The following is a 21,533-nucleotide window of genomic DNA, read 5'->3' as shown; positions in this document are numbered from 1 at the left end:
TTTGAGCCTGTCTGTTTTTGTGCTATTCTATATTCAACTGATGTTGATCTAAAAGTCCTGCTAGGTTAACTGATGAGAATTTTGCTCTCTTCATCTTGTTATAGTTAGGATCAATACTGAAGTTTTTGGCGGTTCTAAAGTCGACTCCAATTAAAATGGTATGAGAAAAAACGGTGCCTTCTAAGTCACAATTGTCAAAGGAAGCCAGGGTGAGATCGGTGTTAGAGAAATTGGTTTCTTTTAATGAGCAGTGAGAGAAAATGGTCTTTTTCATTTTTGTGCCTACAAATATGCTATAGTCTAAAAAGCATTCATGAAAGTTGAAGGAAAAACGAAAAGAGTTACAGCGAGTGAAGTCGACACCCATAAGTTTACAGTTGACAAACGTACAACTACTAAGCCCCACACTCTCCATGATAGTCATAGTGAAGTTACACTGATTAAATTCGCAGCTTTCATAGTCATTGTCACTGAGATCGGCTTTGCTAAAATCACAATCTTTAAACTTACATTTTATAAACTCACGATTGGTGATCTTTTTGCCAGCTGCTTTAATCTTTGAAAAGACTTTTGATTGATAAACTTTAGGGTCTTCGGTAGTATTCATATCTGTTGTTCTCTCCGGCAAAAATAGGCAACCTCAAGAGTATTTTATGAACTAATTCCTATTATTGATGCATCAATATGCAGGTTTAATAGCGAAGGTTATTTCACTATCCTAAAGCCAGTTTTAAACACCACAGGAGAAGGGTAGGGGCTTTTAGGAGGATTGTGGAGTACATTGAACATGACCAATGTTTGCATTTCTAGCCATTTGGTCACTTTAAATCGTCTTCCAATACCCAATAGCAAGGTTTGTTTCCAGCTTCTTTCGTTTTGCTCTGCAGACCCGGTAGTAGTTCTCAGGCATTCCCCTTCTAGCTGCACCATGAAGTTGTTGAATACAGTATGATTTCCAAAGACTCCAAAACCATAGGTCTCATCGTCCAGGCCGCTTAAACCTGATTTATCAGCACCAAATTCAGTTCTATAAGACCCGGTAATACCAATTTCAGAGACCTTATTAAGTTTATAGGCAATTACAGGCGATAGATCTACGGTTACAGGGTTTGTTTTGCTTACGTTAAAGTTGCCGCCTAAGCTTATTCGCTCCCAAAAAGTTTTGTCTTCCAGAGAGTTGCGCTTTTTTGCGGTACTTAAGTCATTGCTATTCGGCACATAGCTATATTTCTTTTTAAGGCCATTCATTTTAGATTGTACCTCTTGAATTTTGTCAGCATGTTGGGTGATAAACTCTCTAGCCTGGGAGGTCATTTTTGCTTTCATGGCCTGCTTGGCATCTGCTTGGCGCATTTGCTCCTGAGTCTTTTCTAGTTGATCTTTATAGTTCTCTAATTGTGAAAACTCAGAATTTTCGGCACCATCTAATGATTGAATATCGCCTCTTTTTTTAAGTTCTTCTTCCGCTCTTTTTGTCAATTCTTTTTCAGCTTGATCCACGGTGGTAGAATCTAACTTGATGTCTGGAATGTCAGTGCCGAGTTCGTTTTTTAGCCTGGTTTTGGCTTCAGCTTTGATGGCCGCACTGTCAGTGGGGATGTCTAACTCATCATGAATAACTTTAAGGCTTTTTTCTTTTAAAGTGGAGGTGGTATCTATTGGAAGTGCAGTTGGGAGGTTACGATTCTGAAGGGAATCCTGGGCAATAGAAAGTGCTTCTTTTTTAGCTTTATTAACTAATGTAGAATCATTAGAGGTGGAATCGGATTGGTTTTCTGAGAGCTGCTTCTCCATTTCTTTAGCATCCTTTCTCAGGTATTTTTTATATAGCCTTTCCCTTTTGGCCGGATCTTTTATTTGATCGAGCTTGGCTTGGTGCTCACTGGATATATTTTGAGCCTGCAATCCATAAGAAATAAGGATTAGAACTACGACTAAAAAGGAAGGACTTCTCATAAATGCTAAATAGGCTGCAAGAAACTAATATTTACTGTAAAAGTGAAAGTTTATATTGTCAATTTTATAATACATTTGATTGGTGATTATGAATCAGTGAAAGCTTTGTTGGAAATATAGCATCAAAAAGAGGTCGACTGTTAGTGTAAAGACGACCTCTTTTTTGATGAGTAATTATCTTGTAAGTTAAATTACCACATTCACAATTTTCTTTGGTACTACTATGACCTTTTTAGGTGTTTTACCTTCAAGCCATTTTTGTATAATTTCTGAAGCTAAAACCTGCTTTTCAATTTCTTCTCTTGGCATATCTGTAGGGAATGACATTTTAGCTCTCATTTTTCCATTTACTGATACTGGATATTCATGACTATCTTCTACCAAATAGCTTTCATCATAAGCAGGGAATTGTGCCGTAGTAACACTGGTTACATGACCTAGCTTGCTCCATAACTCTTCTGCAATATGAGGTGCGTAAGGAGATAAAACGATCACTAGTTGCTCAAGAATTTCTGCTTTGTTACACTTCAATGAAGTAAGCTCATTCACACAAATCATAAACTCGCTTACAGAAGTATTGAAAGAATACTTTTCAATGTCTTCTTGAGCTTTCTTAATGGTTTTATGAAGCACTTTCAATTCTTCCTTAGTGGCCTTTTCTGTAGATACAAAGAAATTGTCTTTATCATCATGGAATAGGTTCCAGAACCTTCTTAAGAACTTGAATACGCCATCTATACCGTTGGTATTCCAAGGCTTAAATTGCTCTAATGGCCCAAGGAACATTTCGTACATTCTTAAAGTATCAGCGCCGTATTTTTCAATGATGTCATCAGGGTTTACCACGTTGTACTTAGACTTAGACATCTTCTCTACCTCAGAACCACAAAGGTACTTTCCGTCAGCTTCAGGTATAACAATGGCATTTTTAAGCTCAGCTCTCCATTTTTTAAAGGCTTCGATATCTAACTCATCATTATAAACCATATTAATGTCTACATGAATAGGAGTGATTTGATCGAAGCTAATCTCTTTTGGCGTAAGGTCTGTGCCGTTGTTTTGATTGAACGATGCGATACCTTCTGAAATCAGTTTTTCAATAATCTCTTTTTCTGCATTTGTTAGATTGGATTTCTTAATCTTATCTATAATGCCTTTTGAAAGATATATTTCAGGCTTTTGACCTTCAGAAGATCCAGTATATTCTAACGTAAGCCTGTAAACTAAGCTAGATACTCCCTGGATCATTCCCTGGTTGATCAGTTTTTTAAAGGGCTCTTCTACAGTAACATAACCCTGGTCATATAAGAATTTAGTCCAGAATCTTGAATATAATAAGTGTCCGGTAGCATGTTCCGATCCACCAATGTATAAGTCTACATTTTCCCAATATTCCTGCGCTTCTTTGCTAACAAAGGCATCCTCATTATGAGCATCCATGTAGCGGAAGAAGTACCAGCTAGAACCTGCCCAACCCGGCATAGTGCTCAGCTCTATAGGATCGCCTTTTTCTGTAGTCCAGTCTTTAGCTCGGCCCAAAGGAGGCTCACCATCTTCAGTAGGTAAGTATTTATCTATTTCAGGCAGTACCAAAGGCAGCTTATCAGTATCCATCAAATACGGATTACCATCCTGATAGTAAACAGGCAGTGGCTCACCCCAATATCTTTGACGGGTGAAAATAGCATCGCGCATTCTATAGTTGATCTTAGCTTTACCTATGCCTTGTTTCTCCAGCTCCTCTATGCCTTTAAGAATGGCCTCTTTAGGCGAAAGTCTGTTAAGAAAACCTGAGTTAATCATGATGCCCTCTTTAGTGGGGTCAGCGGCTTCTTCAATATTAGCCCCTTCAATAATAGGTACTATAGGAAGGTCAAAGTGCTTGGCAAAGTCATAATCGCGCTGATCACCAGCAGGTACGGCCATTACTGCGCCAGTGCCGTAGCCAGCCAATACATAATCTGCCACCCAGATAGGTACCTGCTCGCCGCTAAAAGGATGGATAGCATAAGCACCAGTGAAAGCACCGGTAATGGTTTTTACATCCGTCATACGCTCGCGCTCAGATCGGTTAGCCGCTTTTTCGGCGTAAGCCATTACAGTCTCTTTCTGGTCTTCAGTAACTAACTGCTTTACCAACTCACTTTCCGGCGCTAATGCCAGATAGGTAACACCAAAAATAGTATCTATTCTGGTGGTGAAAACAGTGATATCTATATCATGACCCTCTACTTTAAAATCCAGCTCCGCACCCATAGATTTACCAATCCAGTTGCGCTGCATTTCTTTCAAAGGCTCTGGCCAATCGATAGTTTCCAGGCCGGTCAGTAACCTTTCTGCATAAGCCGTGATGCGCATCATCCACTGCATCATTTTCTTTCTTACCACAGGGTGACCGCCTCTTTCAGAGAAGCCGTCTTTCACCTCGTCATTAGAAAGTACAGTGCCTAATGCAGGACACCAGTTTACGGTGGTGTCAGCTAAGTAAGAAAGCCTGTATTTTAATAATATTTGCTGTTGTTCTTTTTCCGAAAACCCTTTCCACTCTTCAGCAGTAAAGGCAGGAGTATCTTCATCGCAAACAGCATTAACAGCGGCATTACCTTTCGCTTCAAATTCTGCTACCAGGCTTTCGATAGATTCTGCCTTGTCAGTGTTGTTATTATAATAGCTGTTAAAAAGCTGCATAAAGATCCACTGAGTCCATTTGTAGAACTTAGGGTCTGAGGTGCGCACTTCTTTATCCCAATCAAAAGAGAAGCCTATATTACGAAGCTGCTCTTTATATCTTTTAATGTTTTCTTCTGTAGTAATAGCAGGGTGCTGTCCGGTTTGGATAGCATATTGCTCAGCCGGCAAACCGAAAGCATCAAACCCCATAGGGTGGAGCACGTTAAAGCCCTTCAGTTTTTTGAATCGAGAAACAATATCAGAAGCGATATATCCCAGCGGATGACCTACGTGTAATCCTGCTCCTGAAGGATATGGAAACATATCCAAAGAGTAAAATTTAGGTTTTGAAGGATCTACTGAAGCTTTATATGTGTCGTTGTCAGCCCAGAACTGCTGCCATTTTTTCTCTATTTCGCTGAAGTTATATTCTGCCATTTTGGTTGTTTTAGTTTACAGACCTGCAAAAATAAGAGGATTTTATTGCATTAGAAGGGTTGGGGGAAGTAAAATGTGTTTAGTGCTTCAATTATTGATGCAGTTAAATAACTACAGTGACCTGTGTTGCTATTTTAATGATTCATAAATTCAGGTTTGAAGGAGGGAAGTACGTTTAATTATGCGGTATGGTTAAATATTTATATATTATGTTTGTATTGCACAATATAAAACACTTTTAAATATAATGAATCAATTAGAAGTAACAGAATGTATCCAGTATGCTAAAGAAAGCATCATTAGGTATAACGCCATTGACAATCTGATAAATGATGATGATTATTTAAAGTGGCAAAATAAAATGACTGATGAGAATGATTTTTATGATTATTTTTTTGGAGGAAAAAATAATCTGAATTTTTTGATAATTGCTGTTTTAATTAGTCGACCGATATCAGGTAATAGAAACTATAAAATCTATTTTGAAAAACTGAATCAATATCTCACGGAATTTCCGGAATTACAGACAGACAAAGGCTTTAAGGATAAGATCACAAATCTTGGAGGTGTGAATTTTTTTTCTACGCTTAGTGAGTTGACATTAGCTGTACAGTTGAAATCAATGGGTTATAAAATAATATTTGAGCATCCGTTTACACATAAAGTATCTGGAAATCGTAGGGATGTTGATATTACGATTACCGGAGATAAAGGTGAAGAAATTCATTTTGAGGTTTATATGCCAAATAAGGAATTGCCTCCAAATAGTGCAAGTGGTTTTATTACTTTAGATGCTCATGATGAGTCTCTTTTTAATAAGTTAAAAGGTAAGATGATTAAAAAATTTGGAAAAGCCGGATTTTCTGGACTGAATGGAAAAGTGTTATTAGCGGTCAATATAGCTTTTATGCAGTTACTTAATTTACGAAATGTATTACAACCTGTTGAAGAAGAGGAGAATGTTCATAGAGAAATTTTTAAAGAAATAGAATTTGCTCCAGAGGTTGATGGGGTGATTATATTTAGGGATGATTTTTCAAGTGATAATTCGTTTTATTCAGAGGCATTGCAAATGTCTGGAAGATAACACCATAATGCAATTGTGATGTCGCTGCTTGTCTTCTATCGAATAATTTCAAAACCATTTAGTTTAGATTAATGGAAAAACAAATAAATATGAGAGAGAAAAAAAATCAGAGATTTCAATTCTTAAAGCACCTGTACGATACTGTAGAAGGAAGCAGTTTTAAAGACGTTGATATGTGGTGCATAGGCAGAGAATTAAAATTTGATATGGGTAGGACCCAGGATACTGTTGATTATTTAATTAAAGAGAGTCTTATAGAATCTAGAGGTGTTGGGGGAACAATTGGGATATCACATGAGGGTATTTCAGAAATCGAAAAGGCTTTGAGTGAACCAGATGAGCCAACTGAACATTTCAAATCATATAATATTATCAATATTAAGAATATGAGTAATTCGGCAATTCAGCAGGGAAATACAAGCTCTCATCAAGAATTTATGTTTAAAGTCAAAGCATTGAAAGACCTTGTTGAGAAGCTTCAAAGGTTTGCCCTTGATGTAAAATTAGACCCTGAATTAAGAGAAGAACTTAGCGCTGAAATAGATACATTAAGAGCACAAAGTAATTCGCCTAAACCCAAAATATCAATAATTTCCGAGTCATTAAAAACAGTTAGAAGCTTAGTGGAAGGAGTTGCTACTAGTGCAATGGCACCTGAAATCATAAAGTTGATAAAAGGATTATTGGAATAGAAAATTCACTTAGATATGTCGAAATTCCATTACTCCATAAATTTCCATTAACATTCGTGTCGCCAGTTTATTCAGAGGAATTGTAAATGGGCAGAAGATAAAATCTCAATACAATTGCGATTTAGCACCCACTGGTCGTAGGTTAAGCGCAGCGGTCCTACGACCTATAATTAGCAAGAGCATATGCTCGGAATGAGATAAGCGTATGTCTGTAGCTACAATGCACAGTCAGTATTTCAAGAAGGATATTGATTGTATTTAGGAAAGAATTTGAGCGGACGCTCAAGCAAAGTATGGATCGTAGCGGATGCTACGACCAGTGGGAAGTTTCCGGATGAATTTTCGGTTGATGAGATTATTGATGAACTACTACTTTTAGAGAAGATAGATCGTGGACTTGCGCAATCCAGTGCAGGTGATGTGATTGCCGATGAGGGTCTGGATAAAGAGCTTCCAGAATGGCTCAGGTAAATTGAACCACACAAGCCAAAAATGACCTAATTTCAATTGCTGAATTCATCAGTAGGGATTCATTAAAGTATGCAAAGATTCAAGTCCGACGCATTCGCACTCGTGTTCGTCAATTATCCAAATTTCCCGACTCAAGAAGAATGGTTCCCGAACTTAATAATCCTAGAATAAGAGGGGTGATATTGGGTAACTATAGAATTGTTTATGTAATAGTCCATGAAAATAAAGTTGATATTTTGATGGTACATAATTCTTATAAGTTCTTAAATCTTTAGTTTCGTTTTTCAAACTTAGTATAGTTGAACTATAATTGTGATCTAGCTAGAAGAGGCTTTTGAATTAATTAACTACCAAATCTCCACATTTTTGAAAACGCAGGAGGTTTAATCTATAAAAATAAAACTATGCCATTAGACGCACTACAATCAGCAGAAACTATCAATGCCCTGGAAGTATTTCTGGGCAAACACAGACCTGCCGAACACATCAGGCAGGAGTTGGACTTGAGCTACAAAATCGAGAATCAGAGTATCATTATTTTTGATATTCGTCCACATTGGATGAATAAAGAAGAGAAAATCGAAAGCCCTGTTGCAAAAACCACTTGGGTGAAAGCTCAAAATATCTGGAAAATCTATTGGATGCGATCAAATCTTAAATGGCATGGTTATGATCCCAAGCCTAAGGTTAAGACCATTGAGGAGTTTTTAGACATAGTTGAAAAAGACGCTCATGGATGCTTTTGGGGATAGAGAACCATGCAAATTTTAGCTAGCTAGCAAATCCATTCCGACATAAATTTTCATTAGCATTTACAATTTTGATTTGATACAGGCATTGTAAATGCCGGAAGATATAATCGCAATGCAATTGTGATTTATATGGATTATAGGATGATATATTTAAATTTATTAAATAAAATAATATAATATTGTTTTTTATGTGTTTTATAATGAACTTTTAATAAGCCTTATTGTGAAATTCTTTCTCTACACAGTACTTATTCTATCTACTTCAATAAATTCTCTAGCTCAGGAAAAGACTTTAGCACCTGTTGAATCTATAAATGGCATTATTGGTGAACTACTAGATCAGATAACCATAGAAAAAGGGGAGAAGATGGATACTGCAGCAATTAGGAATTTATTTCACCCGTCTGCCATACTTACAGTTGCAGATGCTTCAAATGCTGAAACCGTTTTGCTTGATGACTTTCTTAGCCTCTTGAAAGACCCTTACTATGAACAAGGATACCTTGAAAAGGAAATTCATAAGGTGGTAGATGAATACAATGGCATAGCACAAGTATTCCAGAGTTTTTATGGTAAAGACTCTGAAGGATCTGAGGAAAGAGGGATAAATAGCTATCAATTAACTTATTATGGTGGCCGTTGGTGGATAGTTAGCCTTTTATGGACAATAGAATCTGATAAAGCTGAAATACCTGCCAAGTATGTAGGGAAATAGGTGAAAAAATGGTTCATCAAAGCTAAAATGAATTTTCAGTCTCCTTTCTTCATTCTTTCTTTACACAGCTGTGTGATAGTGTCACTGCAAAAGGATTTCACTACGCACTCTTATCGGTCACTATGACTTTTTTGTTAAATGAGTAGATTGATATGTGTAAAATGAATCAAAGAGTTTTTAAATTGTGTTAAGTTTCCATCTACTAACATTCATACCCCCACACATTCCCACAAAAAGGCCCCTGAATAAATCCAGAGGCCTTATTATTAATTTGAATTATGAACTTTAGTTGTGAGCTATTGGGTCCGGGTTACCATCAGGGTCACCAGATATATAGCCATCAGTTTGGATGTTTCCATTAGTTACTAAAAGCAGTCCTGCTACGTGAGGCGCTGCCATAGATGTACCACTTATGGTATTATAACCTCCATTTAACCAAGTAGATTCTATGCTCGATCCAGGTGCGGCATAGTCCACAGGAGGGTTGCCATAATTAGAGAAATAAGATATAGAATTGCTGCTGGTCATAGAGGAAACAGTGTAAATGTTAGTTCCATTAGTTCTTGCAGGAGAAACATTATTTGCATTTTGAGTTTCATTACCTGCAGCTAATGAAACAAAAACGCCGGCATTACCTAACCTTCTAATGGCATTGTCTACTGAAGAGTCAGTAGGGCCTCCAAGACTTAAGTTAGCTGCGTCACCAGGATTAGCAGTTTGGGCAACATAATCAATACCAGAGACTACACCAGCATATGAACCAGATCCTTGTGAGTTAAGTACTTGTACTGCAACTACTTCAATACCAGCAGCTACTCCTACTACACCTATGCTGTTATCAATAGCTCCTATGGTACCGGCTACGTGGGTTCCATGACCGTTGCCATCATTACCATTGCTGCCAACAAAACTGGTGCTCAATGAAGTATTTACATTTAAGTCAGGGTGATCAAAATCAATGCCTGTATCAATAACAAAGGCTCTTTTATTAGAATTACTCATGTTTGTAGGGCCGCCTACACGAGTGATGCCCCAAGGAGTGGTTTGATCAGGACTTGGTTCTGGATCTTCATTACAGACATCTAACCAGGGGAAGAAGGAACAATACCAAGGAACAAGAGCAATTACTCTGTTAGGAGTAACAGTCTCCACATTAGACATGCTTTTAAGCTTGGCAAGACCTTCACTGTCCACATTATCAACAGAAAAACCCATTATTCCCTCGGCGGAATATACGTGTTTCAATTGATCTAACTGTAAACCAGCACGGGTGATCATGTCACTCATCATCGGTTTAGCCACTGCCTGTCTGATGGCATAACCTTTCATGGTTCTCATGTTGCTGCCCACGGAACCTTCCTTTAAGGTAACAATGTAGCTGCCCGGAATAATATCTCCATGGCCTTCTACAGTGGTTTCTACAGCTTCTTTAACTTCTGGTTTTTGGATTTTTTGGTTGATTGACTTCTCTTCATCATCACAGGAAGTGATAATTACAGAGAAAAACATAGCTACGCCAATAAAGAGTGCGCCTCTCTTGAATAGATTTTTCATAACATGTTTGGGTTTAGTTAAAATTGAACGGCAGCAAGTTATGTTATTGAAATTTTAATAAAAAACGTATTATGATTTATTATATTTTATTAATTGCATTGTACTAAAAAATTAAAACATTGTCTATTTATAATTTTGATGTGTGCTATCACACTTGCTCTGAGTTAAGTTTTTTGATTGTTAGTGGTGCGGTGTATGATTAAATATAAGACGTGACTTTTGTTATCTTATTTAAAGTTATTGGTGTATAAAATTTATATTTTAATTAGAAAGACATTTTTAGTTTAGCTTTTTCTGTGTTTATGTATTCATATTGCATGATTACTTTTTGACCGAACGGGTCTTTAATGAGGTTGATATGTTCTTTAGTGTTACCTATCACTTTCTCATTAATATTGGAGTTTCTAAGTTTTTGTCCGAAACCTATACCCTAACGGGAGACTTTCTATATGCTCTCTGAAAATTATCATTCAAACTTTTTGTAGCTTTAGGTTTGTAAAGGTGATAAAGGAAATCTATATGAAATACTGGAGTGTGTTGTTCATTATTGGTGTATGCCTGGCGTGCCAGTCTCCTGAAGCTGAGCAGCGGCAAGAGGCAAAGGTCAAAAAGAAGACGCATCCTAGCGAAAATTATCATTATACCGATGTTGATGTATCGGACCTGGCTTATCAGGAGACTTTATATGTGCCAGTCTATTCAGATATTTATCACCTGGATGGCACCAGAAGATTTGCTTTAGCAGCTACGCTTAGCCTGAGAAATGTAAATATGCAGGACAGTGTGTATGTGACAGGTATAGATTATTATGACTCAGAAGGTGGACTGGTAAGGCATTACATAGAAAAACCAATTGTACTCACAGCATTACAATCAGTGGAAATAGTAGTGGCTCATGATGATGCCGCAGGAGGTCCGGGGGCCAATTTCATAGTTCATTGGGGGGCAGATAAAGGCTCTGATAAACTGTTGGCTCAAGCCGTAATGATTGGTACAGCTTCGCAGCAAGGTCTTTCTTTTACCACAGAAGGGGGTGGTTATAGAATCTACTACAGAGCAAAAGGAGCAATAAACTTTATGGCTGATTCAGGTCACAAAGAAGATGGTCTGCCACCGCAGCATCATTATGTTTTTCATTCGGAACAAGACAATACACTGCCACAGCACCAAATAGATCAGGTGCTTACTCACCATCAGTATCAAGGTGAGGACTTACGTGTGTTTACAGAGCTGATGAGTGTGAACCAAGGGGTGTTTACTATAAAATCTTCACAAGGCAGCTTTCAAGTAGTGCTTTCACAAACAGCAGAGCAGCTGATAGTGGTTTGTAATTGTGAGGGAGATGACATGTTGCTATGTGATCATCAGGCGGAGGCGTTAGATCTGTTAATGCATTCCGATGATTTGCTTATTTTCTTTGATAAGCAACGCAGGCATCAGGAATTGAAAAAAATGGCCTTTGATTATGGTCTTGAAAACGAGCCTGATCTTGATGAATACTTTGATATAGAACAAGAGCATGGTCGCCTTATTACTAAACCTGCCCATCCCGGATTAATTTCTGTAACCGCAGATAGTCTTAAAAGCTTGAAAAGTCAGGTGAGAACAGATGGAGAGCAATTACTAGCTGGCAGCTTAGATCATAATAAAAACATATTGGTGCTAAGAAAGCATCGTTATTATAATCATTTACTTATTTCAATTTACCATGCGGAGCGCACTCAGAAGGGTAAAATAAAAAATCCGCTGGTACAGGTTAATCCGCAGAACCATGTCTGGGACTTGCAAGATGGCCGGGAGATTAAATTCCTGCTAGGGGTGAATAAGTTTATGGATTTTAAAGGAGAATCACTTACTGCGGAGGATTTGGCAGTGCTTTCTTATATTATTAAAAATCCTTTAGGATATGAGTTTTATCAGCATAACTCGCGCGCTTCTGATAAAATAAGTGCCAGCTCCATATCTCAGGTTCAGGTAAGGCCATTTGCAGGCAAGGTAAAACTGTGGGTGTCTAAAGTAGGTCGTCATTTTGAAATAGAAGCGCAAATATTCTTAGGAGACAAAAGCTTTGGGCTCAATGAAGTGAAGCTGAAGTATAATTGCTTTCTTGAAATAGAGGAGCAACTTCATTTGCTTTCTGGCTTGCAGCTGATCAGAGTGTTAGACCTGTTAAACCAAAAGGGCGGTAAGCTGATTGTACATGCTTCAGCCTTTAAAGAGTTTAGAACGCAGTTTTTAGATGATATTGAAAAGCAGATAGAGATCGAATACCGCTTTATAAAAGAAGCAACAGCAGAGCAGCTTGAAATGGAGGGCTTTAATGACTCTGAGGAAAAAATCATCTACCTATCTGATTTTGACAATTTTGTAATGCTCATACCTGTAATGCGCTACAGTGATGTAGAAGTGGAGGTGCGTAGCCGTAAGCAGATTTATGCCTATGATAGCCAGGGTAAGGAGTTTTTGGTGAAAAGGGATGTGAATAAGGAGTCTGAATTTCTGGCTTTAATGATTAAACAGCATCCTTTTTTTGAAGAGCAGCTAGAAGAGAACGATCTGCCTTATTTCTATTTACATAAAAAGAGGTTTTTGGAAGAAGAGTGGTTTCTCAAAACCTGTATGGAGTGGGCGGAAAGTGACATTACTATTTTAGGTTTTGATGAAATTGAGGGTAATCGTTTAAATCCTAATCCGGTAAGTATTGATATTAAGGTGGTTAGCGGCATCAATTGGTTTAATGCTGAGGTAGACATGCGCTACGCTAAGCAAAAGGCTTCTATGAAAAAGGTGAAAGCGGCGGTGCGAAACAAGTCTAAATACGTGCAGCTCGATGATGGGACCTTTGGCGTGCTCCCCAAAGAGTGGATGAAGAAGTTTGAAGCCTATTTTAATGCTGGTGAAATAGATGAGCAGGACATGATTACCTTCCCAAAGGTGAACTTCTCAGCAATAGAAAGCCTCTTTGAGACTAAGATGCTGGATGAAACCGTGCGGCATGAACTGGCTATGTATCATGAAAAACTTGAGAATTTTAAAGCCATAGAGCAGGTGAACATTCCCAAAGAGTTAAGAGCGGAATTGAGACCATACCAGAAAGAAGGTCTTAACTGGCTCAATTTTCTTGATGACTTTAATTTTGGGGGTTGTCTGGCGGATGATATGGGGCTGGGCAAGTCAGTGCAAATAATAGCTTTCATATTGGCTTTAAAAGAGAAGCAAGGCAAGAAGCCACATCTTTTAGTGGTGCCTACCACACTCAGGTTTAACTGGAGGTCAGAGATAGAGAAGTTTGCCCCGGAACTTGAAGTATTGGAATTAAAAGGTGCCGACAGACAAAGAGATACGTCACTTTTTGGCAAGTATGATATTATACTTACCAGCTATGGCACCCTGCTGGCAGATGTAGTGTTTCTGAAGAACTTCATGTTTGACTACATTTTTCTGGATGAATCTCAGCAAATAAAAAATCCTAATTCACAACGTTATAAGGCCGTAAGGTTATTGAAGTCTCGTAATAAGATTGTAATAACGGGCACACCGTTTGAAAATAACACCTTTGATCTTTACAGTCAGTTTTCATTTGCCTGCCCAGGGCTTATGGGCAGCAAGCAGTTTTTTAAAGAGCGCTATTCGGCTCCAATAGATCAGTTTAAGAGTAAGAAAAGGGCTAAAGAGCTGCAGGATAAAATCAGTCCGTTTTTGCTTAGACGAACTAAAGATCAGGTGGCGCAAGAGCTGCCAGAGAAAGAAGAGCTGGTTATTTATTGTGAAATGAAACCGGAACAAAAGCGTATTTACGAAGCCAGTGAGAAGGATTTTAGAGATTATATGGAAGAGAAGGAAACTGATGATATTCGTAAAACTTCTATGTATGTGCTTAAAGGGCTTACACAGTTACGCCAAATTTGTAATTCACCTAAGTTGCTAGATTCTACTCCTGCTCAGCTTACAGAAACCGCAGCTAAAATAGAAGTGCTAATGGAGCAGGTAGATAATCATGCTCCATATCATAAAATGCTGGTTTTTTCTCAGTTCGTAGGTATGCTAGAGCTCATACAAGCTGAGTTAGAGGCTAAAGGAATAGGCTATGCCATACTTACTGGAGCCACTAAAAACAGAGAAGAAGTAGTAACTCGGTTTCAGAAAAATGAAGATGTCAGGGTTTTTCTCATTAGTCTTAAAGCAGGAGGTGTAGGTCTTAATCTCACGGAGGCCAGTTATGTATATATGGTAGATCCCTGGTGGAATCCGGCAGTAGAAAATCAGGCCATAGACAGATCTTACCGGATAGGTCAGAATAAGCGCGTAACCGCTATCAGACTCATATGTCCGGGTACTGTAGAGGAGAAAATTATGAAGCTGCAGTCCTCAAAAAAAGAATTACTGGGAGGCCTTATTAATGATGAAAATGCCATACTTAAAAACCTTACAAAAGAAGATATAATGAACCTTGTGAAGTGAGTTTTATAAACTATTCACCAGTAGCCGTGGTTATATAGCTGACACATTCAAAAGATAAGCTTGAGGTAGATTTTAGCTTTAACTATTTGCTAATTAATACAATATAATTCTTTTGGTGATGGGAGGGGAGTTGTTTTATAAGGTTGGCTATCGACTTTTTTGTTTCTTCTTTTTACTGCTACTATTAGAATTTCTTAGCGTGATATTTGGCTGTTAGGGTTTGGATGTGAGATAAGAAATAACCAAACAATAGCATACTGATGAAATTTATAATTGGGGTGGTTGGGCTTTGTTTTTTAGCCACCATGCCTTTAATGGCACAGGAAAAAGAAGGGGAGGAAGAGAAGCCAAAAATTAGCATTGGTGGTGCCCTTAGGTTTAATTATAATTTATCATCCTGGAAAGACGGGCAGCAGAAAAGGGGAGGTGACTTCGGTTATGATCTCTTCAGAATAAATGCTAAAGCCAGCTATAAAGGAGTGAAGCTCAATGCCGAATACAGATTATACTCGTCTGCATTTGGTGGAGGCATGCTCAAGCAAGGGTGGGTGGCTTATGATTTTAATGACGCCGAAGAACTACAATTAGGCCTCACTCAAGTTCCGTTTGGTATAACTCAGTATGATTCTCATAATTGGTTTTTCGGTTTAAATTACTACATTGGTTTGGAAGACGACCACGACATGGGGCTTAAGTTTAAGCACAGAGGTGATCGATGGGACTATGATATTGCCTTCTTTAAAAATGCTGAAGAGCTCAATTTTGGCTCTAATAGTGATGCTTCAGACAGCAGATATTCTTATGATGTAGCTTCTATAGACTATAGTGGTGACGGTGAGCTGGAGTTTAGAAATAAGGAGGTTAATCAGATAAATGGCAAGCTTGTTTATAAAACGCTTGCCGGCTCTTTTCAGCATAATATCGGTGTTTCAGCTCAGTATGGAGGGCTGTATAACCTCACTACAGAAGATGTGGGGCATCATTACGCGCTGGCGGGTCACTATGAGTTACTAGTAGGCCGCTTTGATCTCAAAGCACAAGTTTCCCATTATAAATACTCACCTCAAAATCCGGAAGATGAGCGGGATGACATTATAGCCATGACAGCTTATGGTGCGCCTTATTTAACCGCTGCTTCTGCTACTACTTATACGCTGGGAGCGGCTTATGCCATACCAGTGACCTGGGGACCTGTTTCAGAGCTAAAAGTATATGATGATTTCGGTTATATGCATAAGCCTGCTAATGGATTTGCAGATACCTATATGAATGTGACAGGGGTGATGGTAACGGCAGGTCAGGTGTATACTTATATTGATTTGGCAGCTGGGAAAAACCACCCTTGGATAGGGCCTGAGTGGACAGAAGGGCTGGCTCAAGGAAACCCGAAAGCGGAATGGGAAACACGATTTAATATAAATATTGGATATTACTTTTAATCAAAATTAATAATATATGTCGCAAACAAATACGAGAAGTGATCAGAAGGAATTTCTGGGGATTAAAGCTAACGGACCGGTATTTGTAACCTCTTTAGTAATTATTTTAGGATTAGTGCTTACCACTATCATAGTGGGTAAGCCTATGGAGAAGTGGTTTAATAACACACAAAACTACATTGCTGACCATGTGGGTTGGTTCTTCATATTATTGGTGAATGGGTTGCTTATATTTTCTCTTTTTCTTGGCTTTGGAAAGTTTAAGAACATAAGAATTGGCGGGCCAGATGCTAAACCAGAATTCTCTACTTTGGGCTGGTTTTCAATGCTTTTTAGTGCCGGTATGGGAATCGGCCTTTTGTTCTGGAGTGTTTCAGAACCTATTTTCCATTTTAACAGTAATCCCTTTTTAAAGAACCCTGAGAATAAGGTGGCTGCGGCCAAAGAGGCTATGGGCATTACCTTTTTGCATTGGGGCGTGCATGCCTGGGCGCTGTATGCTATCATAGGGCTCGCATTGGCTTTTTTCACTTTCAATAAGAAACTTCCTCTCACCATAAGGTCGGTTTTTCATCCGTTATTCGGAGATAAAATTCATGGCCCTATTGGAGATATAATCGATATTATAAGTGTTATAGCCACTCTTTTTGGTCTGGCCACTTCTTTGGGGCTGGGGGTAAAGCAGGTTAATGCAGGGCTAGAATACCTTTTCGGGGTAGAAAACAGTGAGATGGTACAAGTGATCCTTATTGTGGTGATTACCTTTTTCGCTACCTTATCTCTTATCTTAGGTATAGATAAAGGCATAAGAAAGCTTAGTGAATGGAACATGCGCCTGGCCCTGTTCTTAATGCTTTTCGTTCTGGTGGTGGGGCCTACGCTTTTCTTGTTTAAATCTTTTGTACAAAATATAGGTCATTATATCTACGAGTTTTTTGAGCTTAGTTTCTGGACTAATACATACAAAGGAGTGGGCGAAAAAACTAATTGGCAGAATACCTGGACGGTATTTTACTGGGCCTGGTGGATCTCATGGTCTCCATTTGTAGGTATTTTTATAGCCAGAATTTCTAAAGGAAGAACGGTTAAAGAGTTTATTTTAGGAGTGCTATTAGTACCTACCTTATTCACTTTCTTATGGATGTCTGTATTTGGGGGTAGTGCTATTTATCAGGAGTTATTAGGTAATCATGACATTACTAAGGCGGTAAAAGCCGATGTTTCTACAGCGGTATACTATTTACTGGAACAATATCCTTTAACCTCATTTGCATCTATAGTTACTGTGCTATTGGTGGCCAGTTTCTTTGTTACCTCATCAGATTCAGGCTCTTTTGTAGTAGATACGCTTACTTCAGGAGGGAGGCATGATGCGCCTAAAGGTCAAAAGATATTTTGGGCTTCAATGGAAGGGTTAGTGGCTGCTGTTCTTTTAGTGGGTGGCGGACTCACGGCTCTGCAGACGGCTTCCATTATTACCGGACTGCCTTTTTCCATCATTATTATAGTCATGTGCTTTAGCTTTTATAAATCACTAAAAGAATATAGTGAGCAAAATAAAGATGAGCTAAAACCGTTAAAAAAGAAATAAAAAGCTATTGTGTAAATGAAAAAGGGGCGGTTTCAAAAGTTACTTTTAGTTAAGTAAATACTTTTGAGGCCGCCCCTTCTTGTATAAATAGAATTCTGTTTCTGTTATTTGATAGCTTCTACTAAAGCTTCTACATCTGCCTGAATTTTATCAAAGGCACCAGCTTCTTCTTTTAGTGCACCAATCATATAAGAAGGTACTTTTTCTCCCGTAGATATTTTATCATTAAGGTCTGAGAGTAAAGCCAGTATATCTTCCGTTTCTTCAGTGTCATAACCAGCCAGTGTAGATTTTATGTTTTTAATAATGGATAAAGCAGGGTGGTCAGTCACTTTAGGAGTACTCTTTTTAGCAGGTGCTTCGCCTGAGTAAGTATCTGCTGTTTGCCTTATAATGCAGTTATTAAACTCATCTACAATAGTTTCTATATCTGATCTTTTGTATTCTTTGTTTTCAATCTTTTTGCTCACCTGAGTACAGTTGGCAAGAAAATCAGCCATCACTTTTTTGAAAAGGAAAGTGGGTACTTCTGTTCCTTCTCCCGTCTTTTTAAGTAAATAAAGATTTCCAAAATCATAATTATTATCTACTCTATAGCTTAGTAAGCTTAAGTATCCTGATTTTATAACTTTCATTATGGCGTATTTTTCAGTCATCTTCACGGGCACATAATGTTCTCCTTCATGATAAAACTCTAAAAACTGGTATGCTTTATACCTGGTTTTGTCGTCACCAGTTTTAAACATGATCTCTTCATTTCTGTCTGAAGGAAGAAGAATTTGCACTTCTCCTTTTATGGTATCTCTTTTTAGAGTAACCAGATAATCATCTTGAGCGTGGCTGAAATGAGCAACAAATAATAGTATGAGTATAATTAATGATCTATGCATAATGTATGGTTTGATTCAAATTTAAAGGATTTGTCTGATTTTTTGTCAATTTTTTATGAGAGCTCTGAGTTTTCCTCGCTTTTTCATACCCAAGGCAATAACGACAAGAACAATACCAATAGTCTTTCAAGTGCAGCTTCTTTCTCCACTTTAATAAGAATGAAAAGGATTGAGATATTGATAAGGCGTGGTGGCTATTCATTCTGTAAAATCATAGGTTTTACAGTTGCTGACAGATCACGTGGTAAATCATTGCTATATTCTTATTGATAATAAGTATAGATAAATTTTATTTATTTAATGATTTAAGATTCTTTTCTTAATTAATTATATTCATATTTAAATCTAATTAATCCTGCCCATTCAATATTTTTTGACATTATCAGAAAGTATAACATGACTAAAGGGAAAGAACAATTTGGAGTTGAAACGCGGTTAAGGCGGTTTTTAAAGACTCTAGCTACTTATCTTATATATTTTGTTATTGCTCTGGGGCTCATAGTACTTGCAGGCTGGAGTTTTGATTTGGAGTTTATAAAAAGACCTATTACTGGCCTGGTGGCTATGAATCCGCTCACAGCACTGTGTTTTGTTATTTGCGGAGCGGCACTTTGTCTGGAGCGTAAAAAAGTCATCACTCGTATCCTGGTCTCTGCTTTGATACTTATTTCGGTAGTTCATATTGTTTTGTATTTCACAGATTGTCCTATCCAAGTAGATAAACTTCTTTTTCATAAAAGCTTGCTAATAGAAGGAGAGGGTAAGATATCTAACAGAATGGCAGTAAATACTGCGCTTTGTTTTTTGCTCAGTGGGATAATAATTGGTGGAAAAAGCCTTAAACTCAAGAGTGCATACTATCAAGTGCTTGCGGTAATACTCTTTTACTTTGCTAATTTTTCATTGGTTGGCTATGCCTACGGGGTGAAGGAGTTTTATGGTTTGTTAACCTATTTTCCTATGGCGGTACATACTGCTGTTGGCTTTGCAGCTGTAGCTTTAGCTATTCTTTTTAAATCTGGTGATAGAGGTATAGTTAGAGATATAACCACTTCATTATCTGGCGGTAAAATAGCTAGGGTTATTATGCCATTATCCATTGGTCTTACCTTTTTGGCCGGACTAATGTCGCAGGTACTTAATATACTTTATGGAGCATCTGAAGAGCTAGGCGTAGCCATAGCTTCATTACTTATTATAGTGGTGAATACGGCTTTTATTTGGTTAGCCATTGTGAAAATAAACAATAAAGACAGAGCTCATAGAAAAGCTGAATCTAAGAATAGGTTGACTTATTCTTTATTAAGATCTAGTATTGATAGCCTTAATGATATAACTATAGTTTCTATAGATAAGAATTTTAGATGTTTAAGTTATAATGAAGGCTTTGCTCAGTCTATGAAGGCTATTTATGGTACTGAAGTAGCACTAGGTCAACCCTTGTGGGCTGCAGTTACTGTTCCTGAACACCGCGAAATACTAAAGGAAAAATGTACGGCTGTATTGGCAGGACAAACCATAACAGAAGAGAAATATCTTAAATCAGAAGATAAGTGGTATGAGCTGAGGTATAGGGCTATTTATGACCATAATAATGATATTGTAGGGGTAACCTTACTTTCTTCTAATGCTACTTATCGTAAATTAAAAGAGGCTCAGCTAGAAAGTGCCAATCGTGAGTTAGAGGCATTTTCATATACAGTAGCTCATGATTTGCGAGCACCGCTCAGAATTATTGATGGCTATATTTCTATGCTCAAAGAAGACCTGGTGGATTTAGATGATGAGAGTCAGAGGCTTATGGATGTGGTGTCTAACAATGCTATAAAAATGGGTGTGCTAATAGATGAGTTGCTCAATTTTGCTAAGCTGGGCAGGAAAGATATTCACCTGAGGCCTATTAATACCTGGAAAGTGGTGGAGGAGGTGTTCTCTGAACAGATGAGTGTGGCCGAAAATAAAAATATAGATGTTAAGCTAGGAAATATAGAGGATATGAAAGGTGATCCTGGATTGATAAAACAAGTATTTTCTAATCTAATATCTAATGCATTAAAATATTCTAAGAAAAAATCCGAAATAATTATTGAGGTGAATTCGTTTAGAAATGACGAGGAAATTACGTATTATGTAAAGGATAATGGAGTTGGGTTCAATATGGACTATGCCGGCAAACTCTTTGGTGTATTCCAGAGGTTACATAAAGAGAGCGAATTTGAAGGTACCGGGGTGGGATTAGCTACTGTAAATAGAATTATAAAAAAACACGGAGGTAAAATATGGGCAGAGTCTGAAATAGATAAGGGAACAACCTTCTATTTCACGATACCCACCGAGGTAAAAAACGTTAAAGAAACATGGACACTGAACTAGTTGAACTTTTGCTTATTGAAGATAATCATCATGAGGCAGAACTGACCATTCGTAACCTTAAGAAGTCTAAATTGGCCAATAATATGTTGCATATTGATGACGGCGAAGAGGCACTTGATTTTATGTTTAATGAAGGTCAATATTCATTTAATGAGGGGAAGGTCTTTAATCCGAAGCTAATCTTATTAGATCTTAAACTACCCAAAATCAGCGGAATTGAGATTTTAAGAAAGATCAAAAAAGACCCTCGAACACAAAATATACCTGTAGTTATTTTAACTTCTTCTAACGAGGTGCCAGATATAGATACCTGCTATAATGAAGGGGCCAATAGCTATATTGTAAAACCTGTTAATTTTAATGATTTCTCTAAATTAATAGGAGATTTAGGTATGTACTGGATTATCACCAATAAACAGCCTAATCCTGCCATGGAAATTTAAT

General features: G+C 37.8%; 15 protein-coding genes and 1 pseudogene. 11 read left to right on the top strand and 5 right to left on the bottom strand.

The window, feature by feature from the left end; all coding sequences use genetic code 11:
• Positions 1–22: 22 nt before the first annotated feature.
• From LVD15_RS25460 to LVD15_RS25450, 3 genes are all read right to left on the bottom strand, one after another.
• Complete coding sequence (locus LVD15_RS25460) at positions 23–607, bottom strand: pentapeptide repeat-containing protein (RefSeq protein WP_233778002.1); 585 nt, start codon at positions 605–607, stop codon at positions 23–25.
• A gap of 98 nt (positions 608–705) precedes the next feature.
• Positions 706–1,956, bottom strand: a complete 1,251-nt coding sequence (locus LVD15_RS25455) for a hypothetical protein (protein WP_233778001.1) — start codon at positions 1,954–1,956, stop codon at positions 706–708.
• 186 nt (positions 1,957–2,142) lie between these two features.
• Complete coding sequence (locus LVD15_RS25450; protein ID WP_233778000.1) at positions 2,143–5,064, bottom strand: leucine--tRNA ligase; 2,922 nt, start codon at positions 5,062–5,064, stop codon at positions 2,143–2,145.
• A gap of 247 nt (positions 5,065–5,311) precedes the next feature.
• Here LVD15_RS25450 and LVD15_RS25445 point away from each other — a divergent pair, with 247 nt between their 5' ends.
• From LVD15_RS25445 to LVD15_RS25425, 6 genes and pseudogenes are all read left to right on the top strand, one after another.
• A complete protein-coding gene (locus tag LVD15_RS25445; protein ID WP_233777999.1) occupies positions 5,312–6,151 on the top strand; it encodes a hypothetical protein in 840 nt (279 codons plus the stop codon).
• A gap of 71 nt (positions 6,152–6,222) precedes the next feature.
• Positions 6,223–6,843, top strand: coding sequence for a hypothetical protein (locus LVD15_RS25440; RefSeq protein WP_233777998.1), 621 nt, complete (start codon positions 6,223–6,225; stop codon positions 6,841–6,843).
• A gap of 252 nt (positions 6,844–7,095) precedes the next feature.
• A complete protein-coding gene (locus tag LVD15_RS25435; protein ID WP_233777997.1) occupies positions 7,096–7,314 on the top strand; it encodes a hypothetical protein in 219 nt (72 codons plus the stop codon).
• 17 nt (positions 7,315–7,331) lie between these two features.
• A pseudogene (locus tag LVD15_RS27375) lies at positions 7,332–7,589 on the top strand (type II toxin-antitoxin system RelE/ParE family toxin); the annotation flags it as partial.
• A gap of 129 nt (positions 7,590–7,718) precedes the next feature.
• Positions 7,719–8,066, top strand: coding sequence for a DUF3024 domain-containing protein (locus LVD15_RS25430; RefSeq protein ID WP_233777996.1), 348 nt, complete (start codon positions 7,719–7,721; stop codon positions 8,064–8,066).
• 223 nt (positions 8,067–8,289) lie between these two features.
• Positions 8,290–8,781, top strand: a complete 492-nt coding sequence (locus tag LVD15_RS25425; protein ID WP_233777995.1) for a hypothetical protein — start codon at positions 8,290–8,292, stop codon at positions 8,779–8,781.
• A 285-nt stretch (positions 8,782–9,066) separates the two neighbouring features.
• On the opposite strand, the gene LVD15_RS25420 is transcribed toward LVD15_RS25425, so the two are convergent.
• A complete protein-coding gene (locus LVD15_RS25420; RefSeq protein WP_233777994.1) occupies positions 9,067–10,335 on the bottom strand; it encodes a S8 family serine peptidase in 1,269 nt (422 codons plus the stop codon).
• Positions 10,336–10,854: 519 nt separating this feature from the next.
• Between LVD15_RS25420 and LVD15_RS25415 the strand changes: the two genes are divergently transcribed.
• From LVD15_RS25415 to LVD15_RS25405, 3 genes are all read left to right on the top strand, one after another.
• A complete protein-coding gene (locus LVD15_RS25415; protein ID WP_233777993.1) occupies positions 10,855–14,796 on the top strand; it encodes an SNF2-related protein in 3,942 nt (1,313 codons plus the stop codon).
• Positions 14,797–15,056: 260 nt separating this feature from the next.
• Positions 15,057–16,235: a hypothetical protein gene (locus LVD15_RS25410; protein ID WP_233777992.1), complete on the top strand. Its 1,179-nt coding sequence runs from the start codon at positions 15,057–15,059 to the stop codon at positions 16,233–16,235.
• Between the two features lie 16 nt (positions 16,236–16,251).
• Positions 16,252–17,826 (top strand): BCCT family transporter, encoded by a 1,575-nt coding sequence (locus tag LVD15_RS25405; protein ID WP_233777991.1) that lies wholly within the window; start codon positions 16,252–16,254, stop codon positions 17,824–17,826.
• A gap of 104 nt (positions 17,827–17,930) precedes the next feature.
• On the opposite strand, the gene LVD15_RS25400 is transcribed toward LVD15_RS25405, so the two are convergent.
• Positions 17,931–18,716, bottom strand: coding sequence for a hypothetical protein (locus LVD15_RS25400; protein ID WP_233777990.1), 786 nt, complete (start codon positions 18,714–18,716; stop codon positions 17,931–17,933).
• A 396-nt stretch (positions 18,717–19,112) separates the two neighbouring features.
• Between LVD15_RS25400 and LVD15_RS25395 the strand changes: the two genes are divergently transcribed.
• Entirely contained in the window at positions 19,113–21,089 is a 1,977-nt protein-coding gene (locus tag LVD15_RS25395) for an ATP-binding protein (protein ID WP_233777989.1), read from the top strand.
• Positions 21,074–21,532: a response regulator gene (locus LVD15_RS25390; protein ID WP_233777988.1), complete on the top strand. Its 459-nt coding sequence runs from the start codon at positions 21,074–21,076 to the stop codon at positions 21,530–21,532. The genes LVD15_RS25395 and LVD15_RS25390 overlap by 16 nt, the downstream gene beginning before the upstream one ends.
• The last annotated feature ends 1 nt before the right edge of the window (position 21,533 follow it).

It is taken from the genome of Fulvivirga maritima (genome assembly GCF_021389955.1).
Taxonomy (GTDB): domain Bacteria; phylum Bacteroidota; class Bacteroidia; order Cytophagales; family Cyclobacteriaceae; genus Fulvivirga; species Fulvivirga maritima.
The sequence above is the reverse complement of the archived record's forward strand: the minus strand, read 5'-3'. Positions and strand labels throughout refer to the sequence as shown.

Bases quoted from the DNA above. Each gene is read 5' to 3' on its own strand.
- LVD15_RS25445 (WP_233777999.1), top strand. From the start codon at position 5,312: ATGAATCAATTAGAAGTAACAGAATGTATCCAGTATGCTAAAGAAAGC.
- LVD15_RS25440 (WP_233777998.1), top strand. From the start codon at position 6,223: ATGGAAAAACAAATAAATATGAGAGAGAAAAAAAATCAGAGATTTCAA.
- LVD15_RS25460 (WP_233778002.1), bottom strand. From the start codon at position 607: ATGAATACTACCGAAGACCCTAAAGTTTATCAATCAAAAGTCTTTTCA.
- LVD15_RS25455 (WP_233778001.1), bottom strand. From the start codon at position 1,956: ATGAGAAGTCCTTCCTTTTTAGTCGTAGTTCTAATCCTTATTTCTTAT.
- LVD15_RS25430 (WP_233777996.1), top strand. From the start codon at position 7,719: ATGCCATTAGACGCACTACAATCAGCAGAAACTATCAATGCCCTGGAA.
- LVD15_RS25450 (WP_233778000.1), bottom strand. From the start codon at position 5,064: ATGGCAGAATATAACTTCAGCGAAATAGAGAAAAAATGGCAGCAGTTC.
- LVD15_RS25405 (WP_233777991.1), top strand. From the start codon at position 16,252: ATGTCGCAAACAAATACGAGAAGTGATCAGAAGGAATTTCTGGGGATT.
- LVD15_RS25395 (WP_233777989.1), top strand. From the start codon at position 19,113: ATGACTAAAGGGAAAGAACAATTTGGAGTTGAAACGCGGTTAAGGCGG.
- LVD15_RS25420 (WP_233777994.1), bottom strand. From the start codon at position 10,335: ATGAAAAATCTATTCAAGAGAGGCGCACTCTTTATTGGCGTAGCTATG.
- LVD15_RS25400 (WP_233777990.1), bottom strand. From the start codon at position 18,716: ATGCATAGATCATTAATTATACTCATACTATTATTTGTTGCTCATTTC.
- LVD15_RS25415 (WP_233777993.1), top strand. From the start codon at position 10,855: ATGAAATACTGGAGTGTGTTGTTCATTATTGGTGTATGCCTGGCGTGC.
- LVD15_RS25410 (WP_233777992.1), top strand. From the start codon at position 15,057: ATGAAATTTATAATTGGGGTGGTTGGGCTTTGTTTTTTAGCCACCATG.
- LVD15_RS25390 (WP_233777988.1), top strand. From the start codon at position 21,074: ATGGACACTGAACTAGTTGAACTTTTGCTTATTGAAGATAATCATCAT.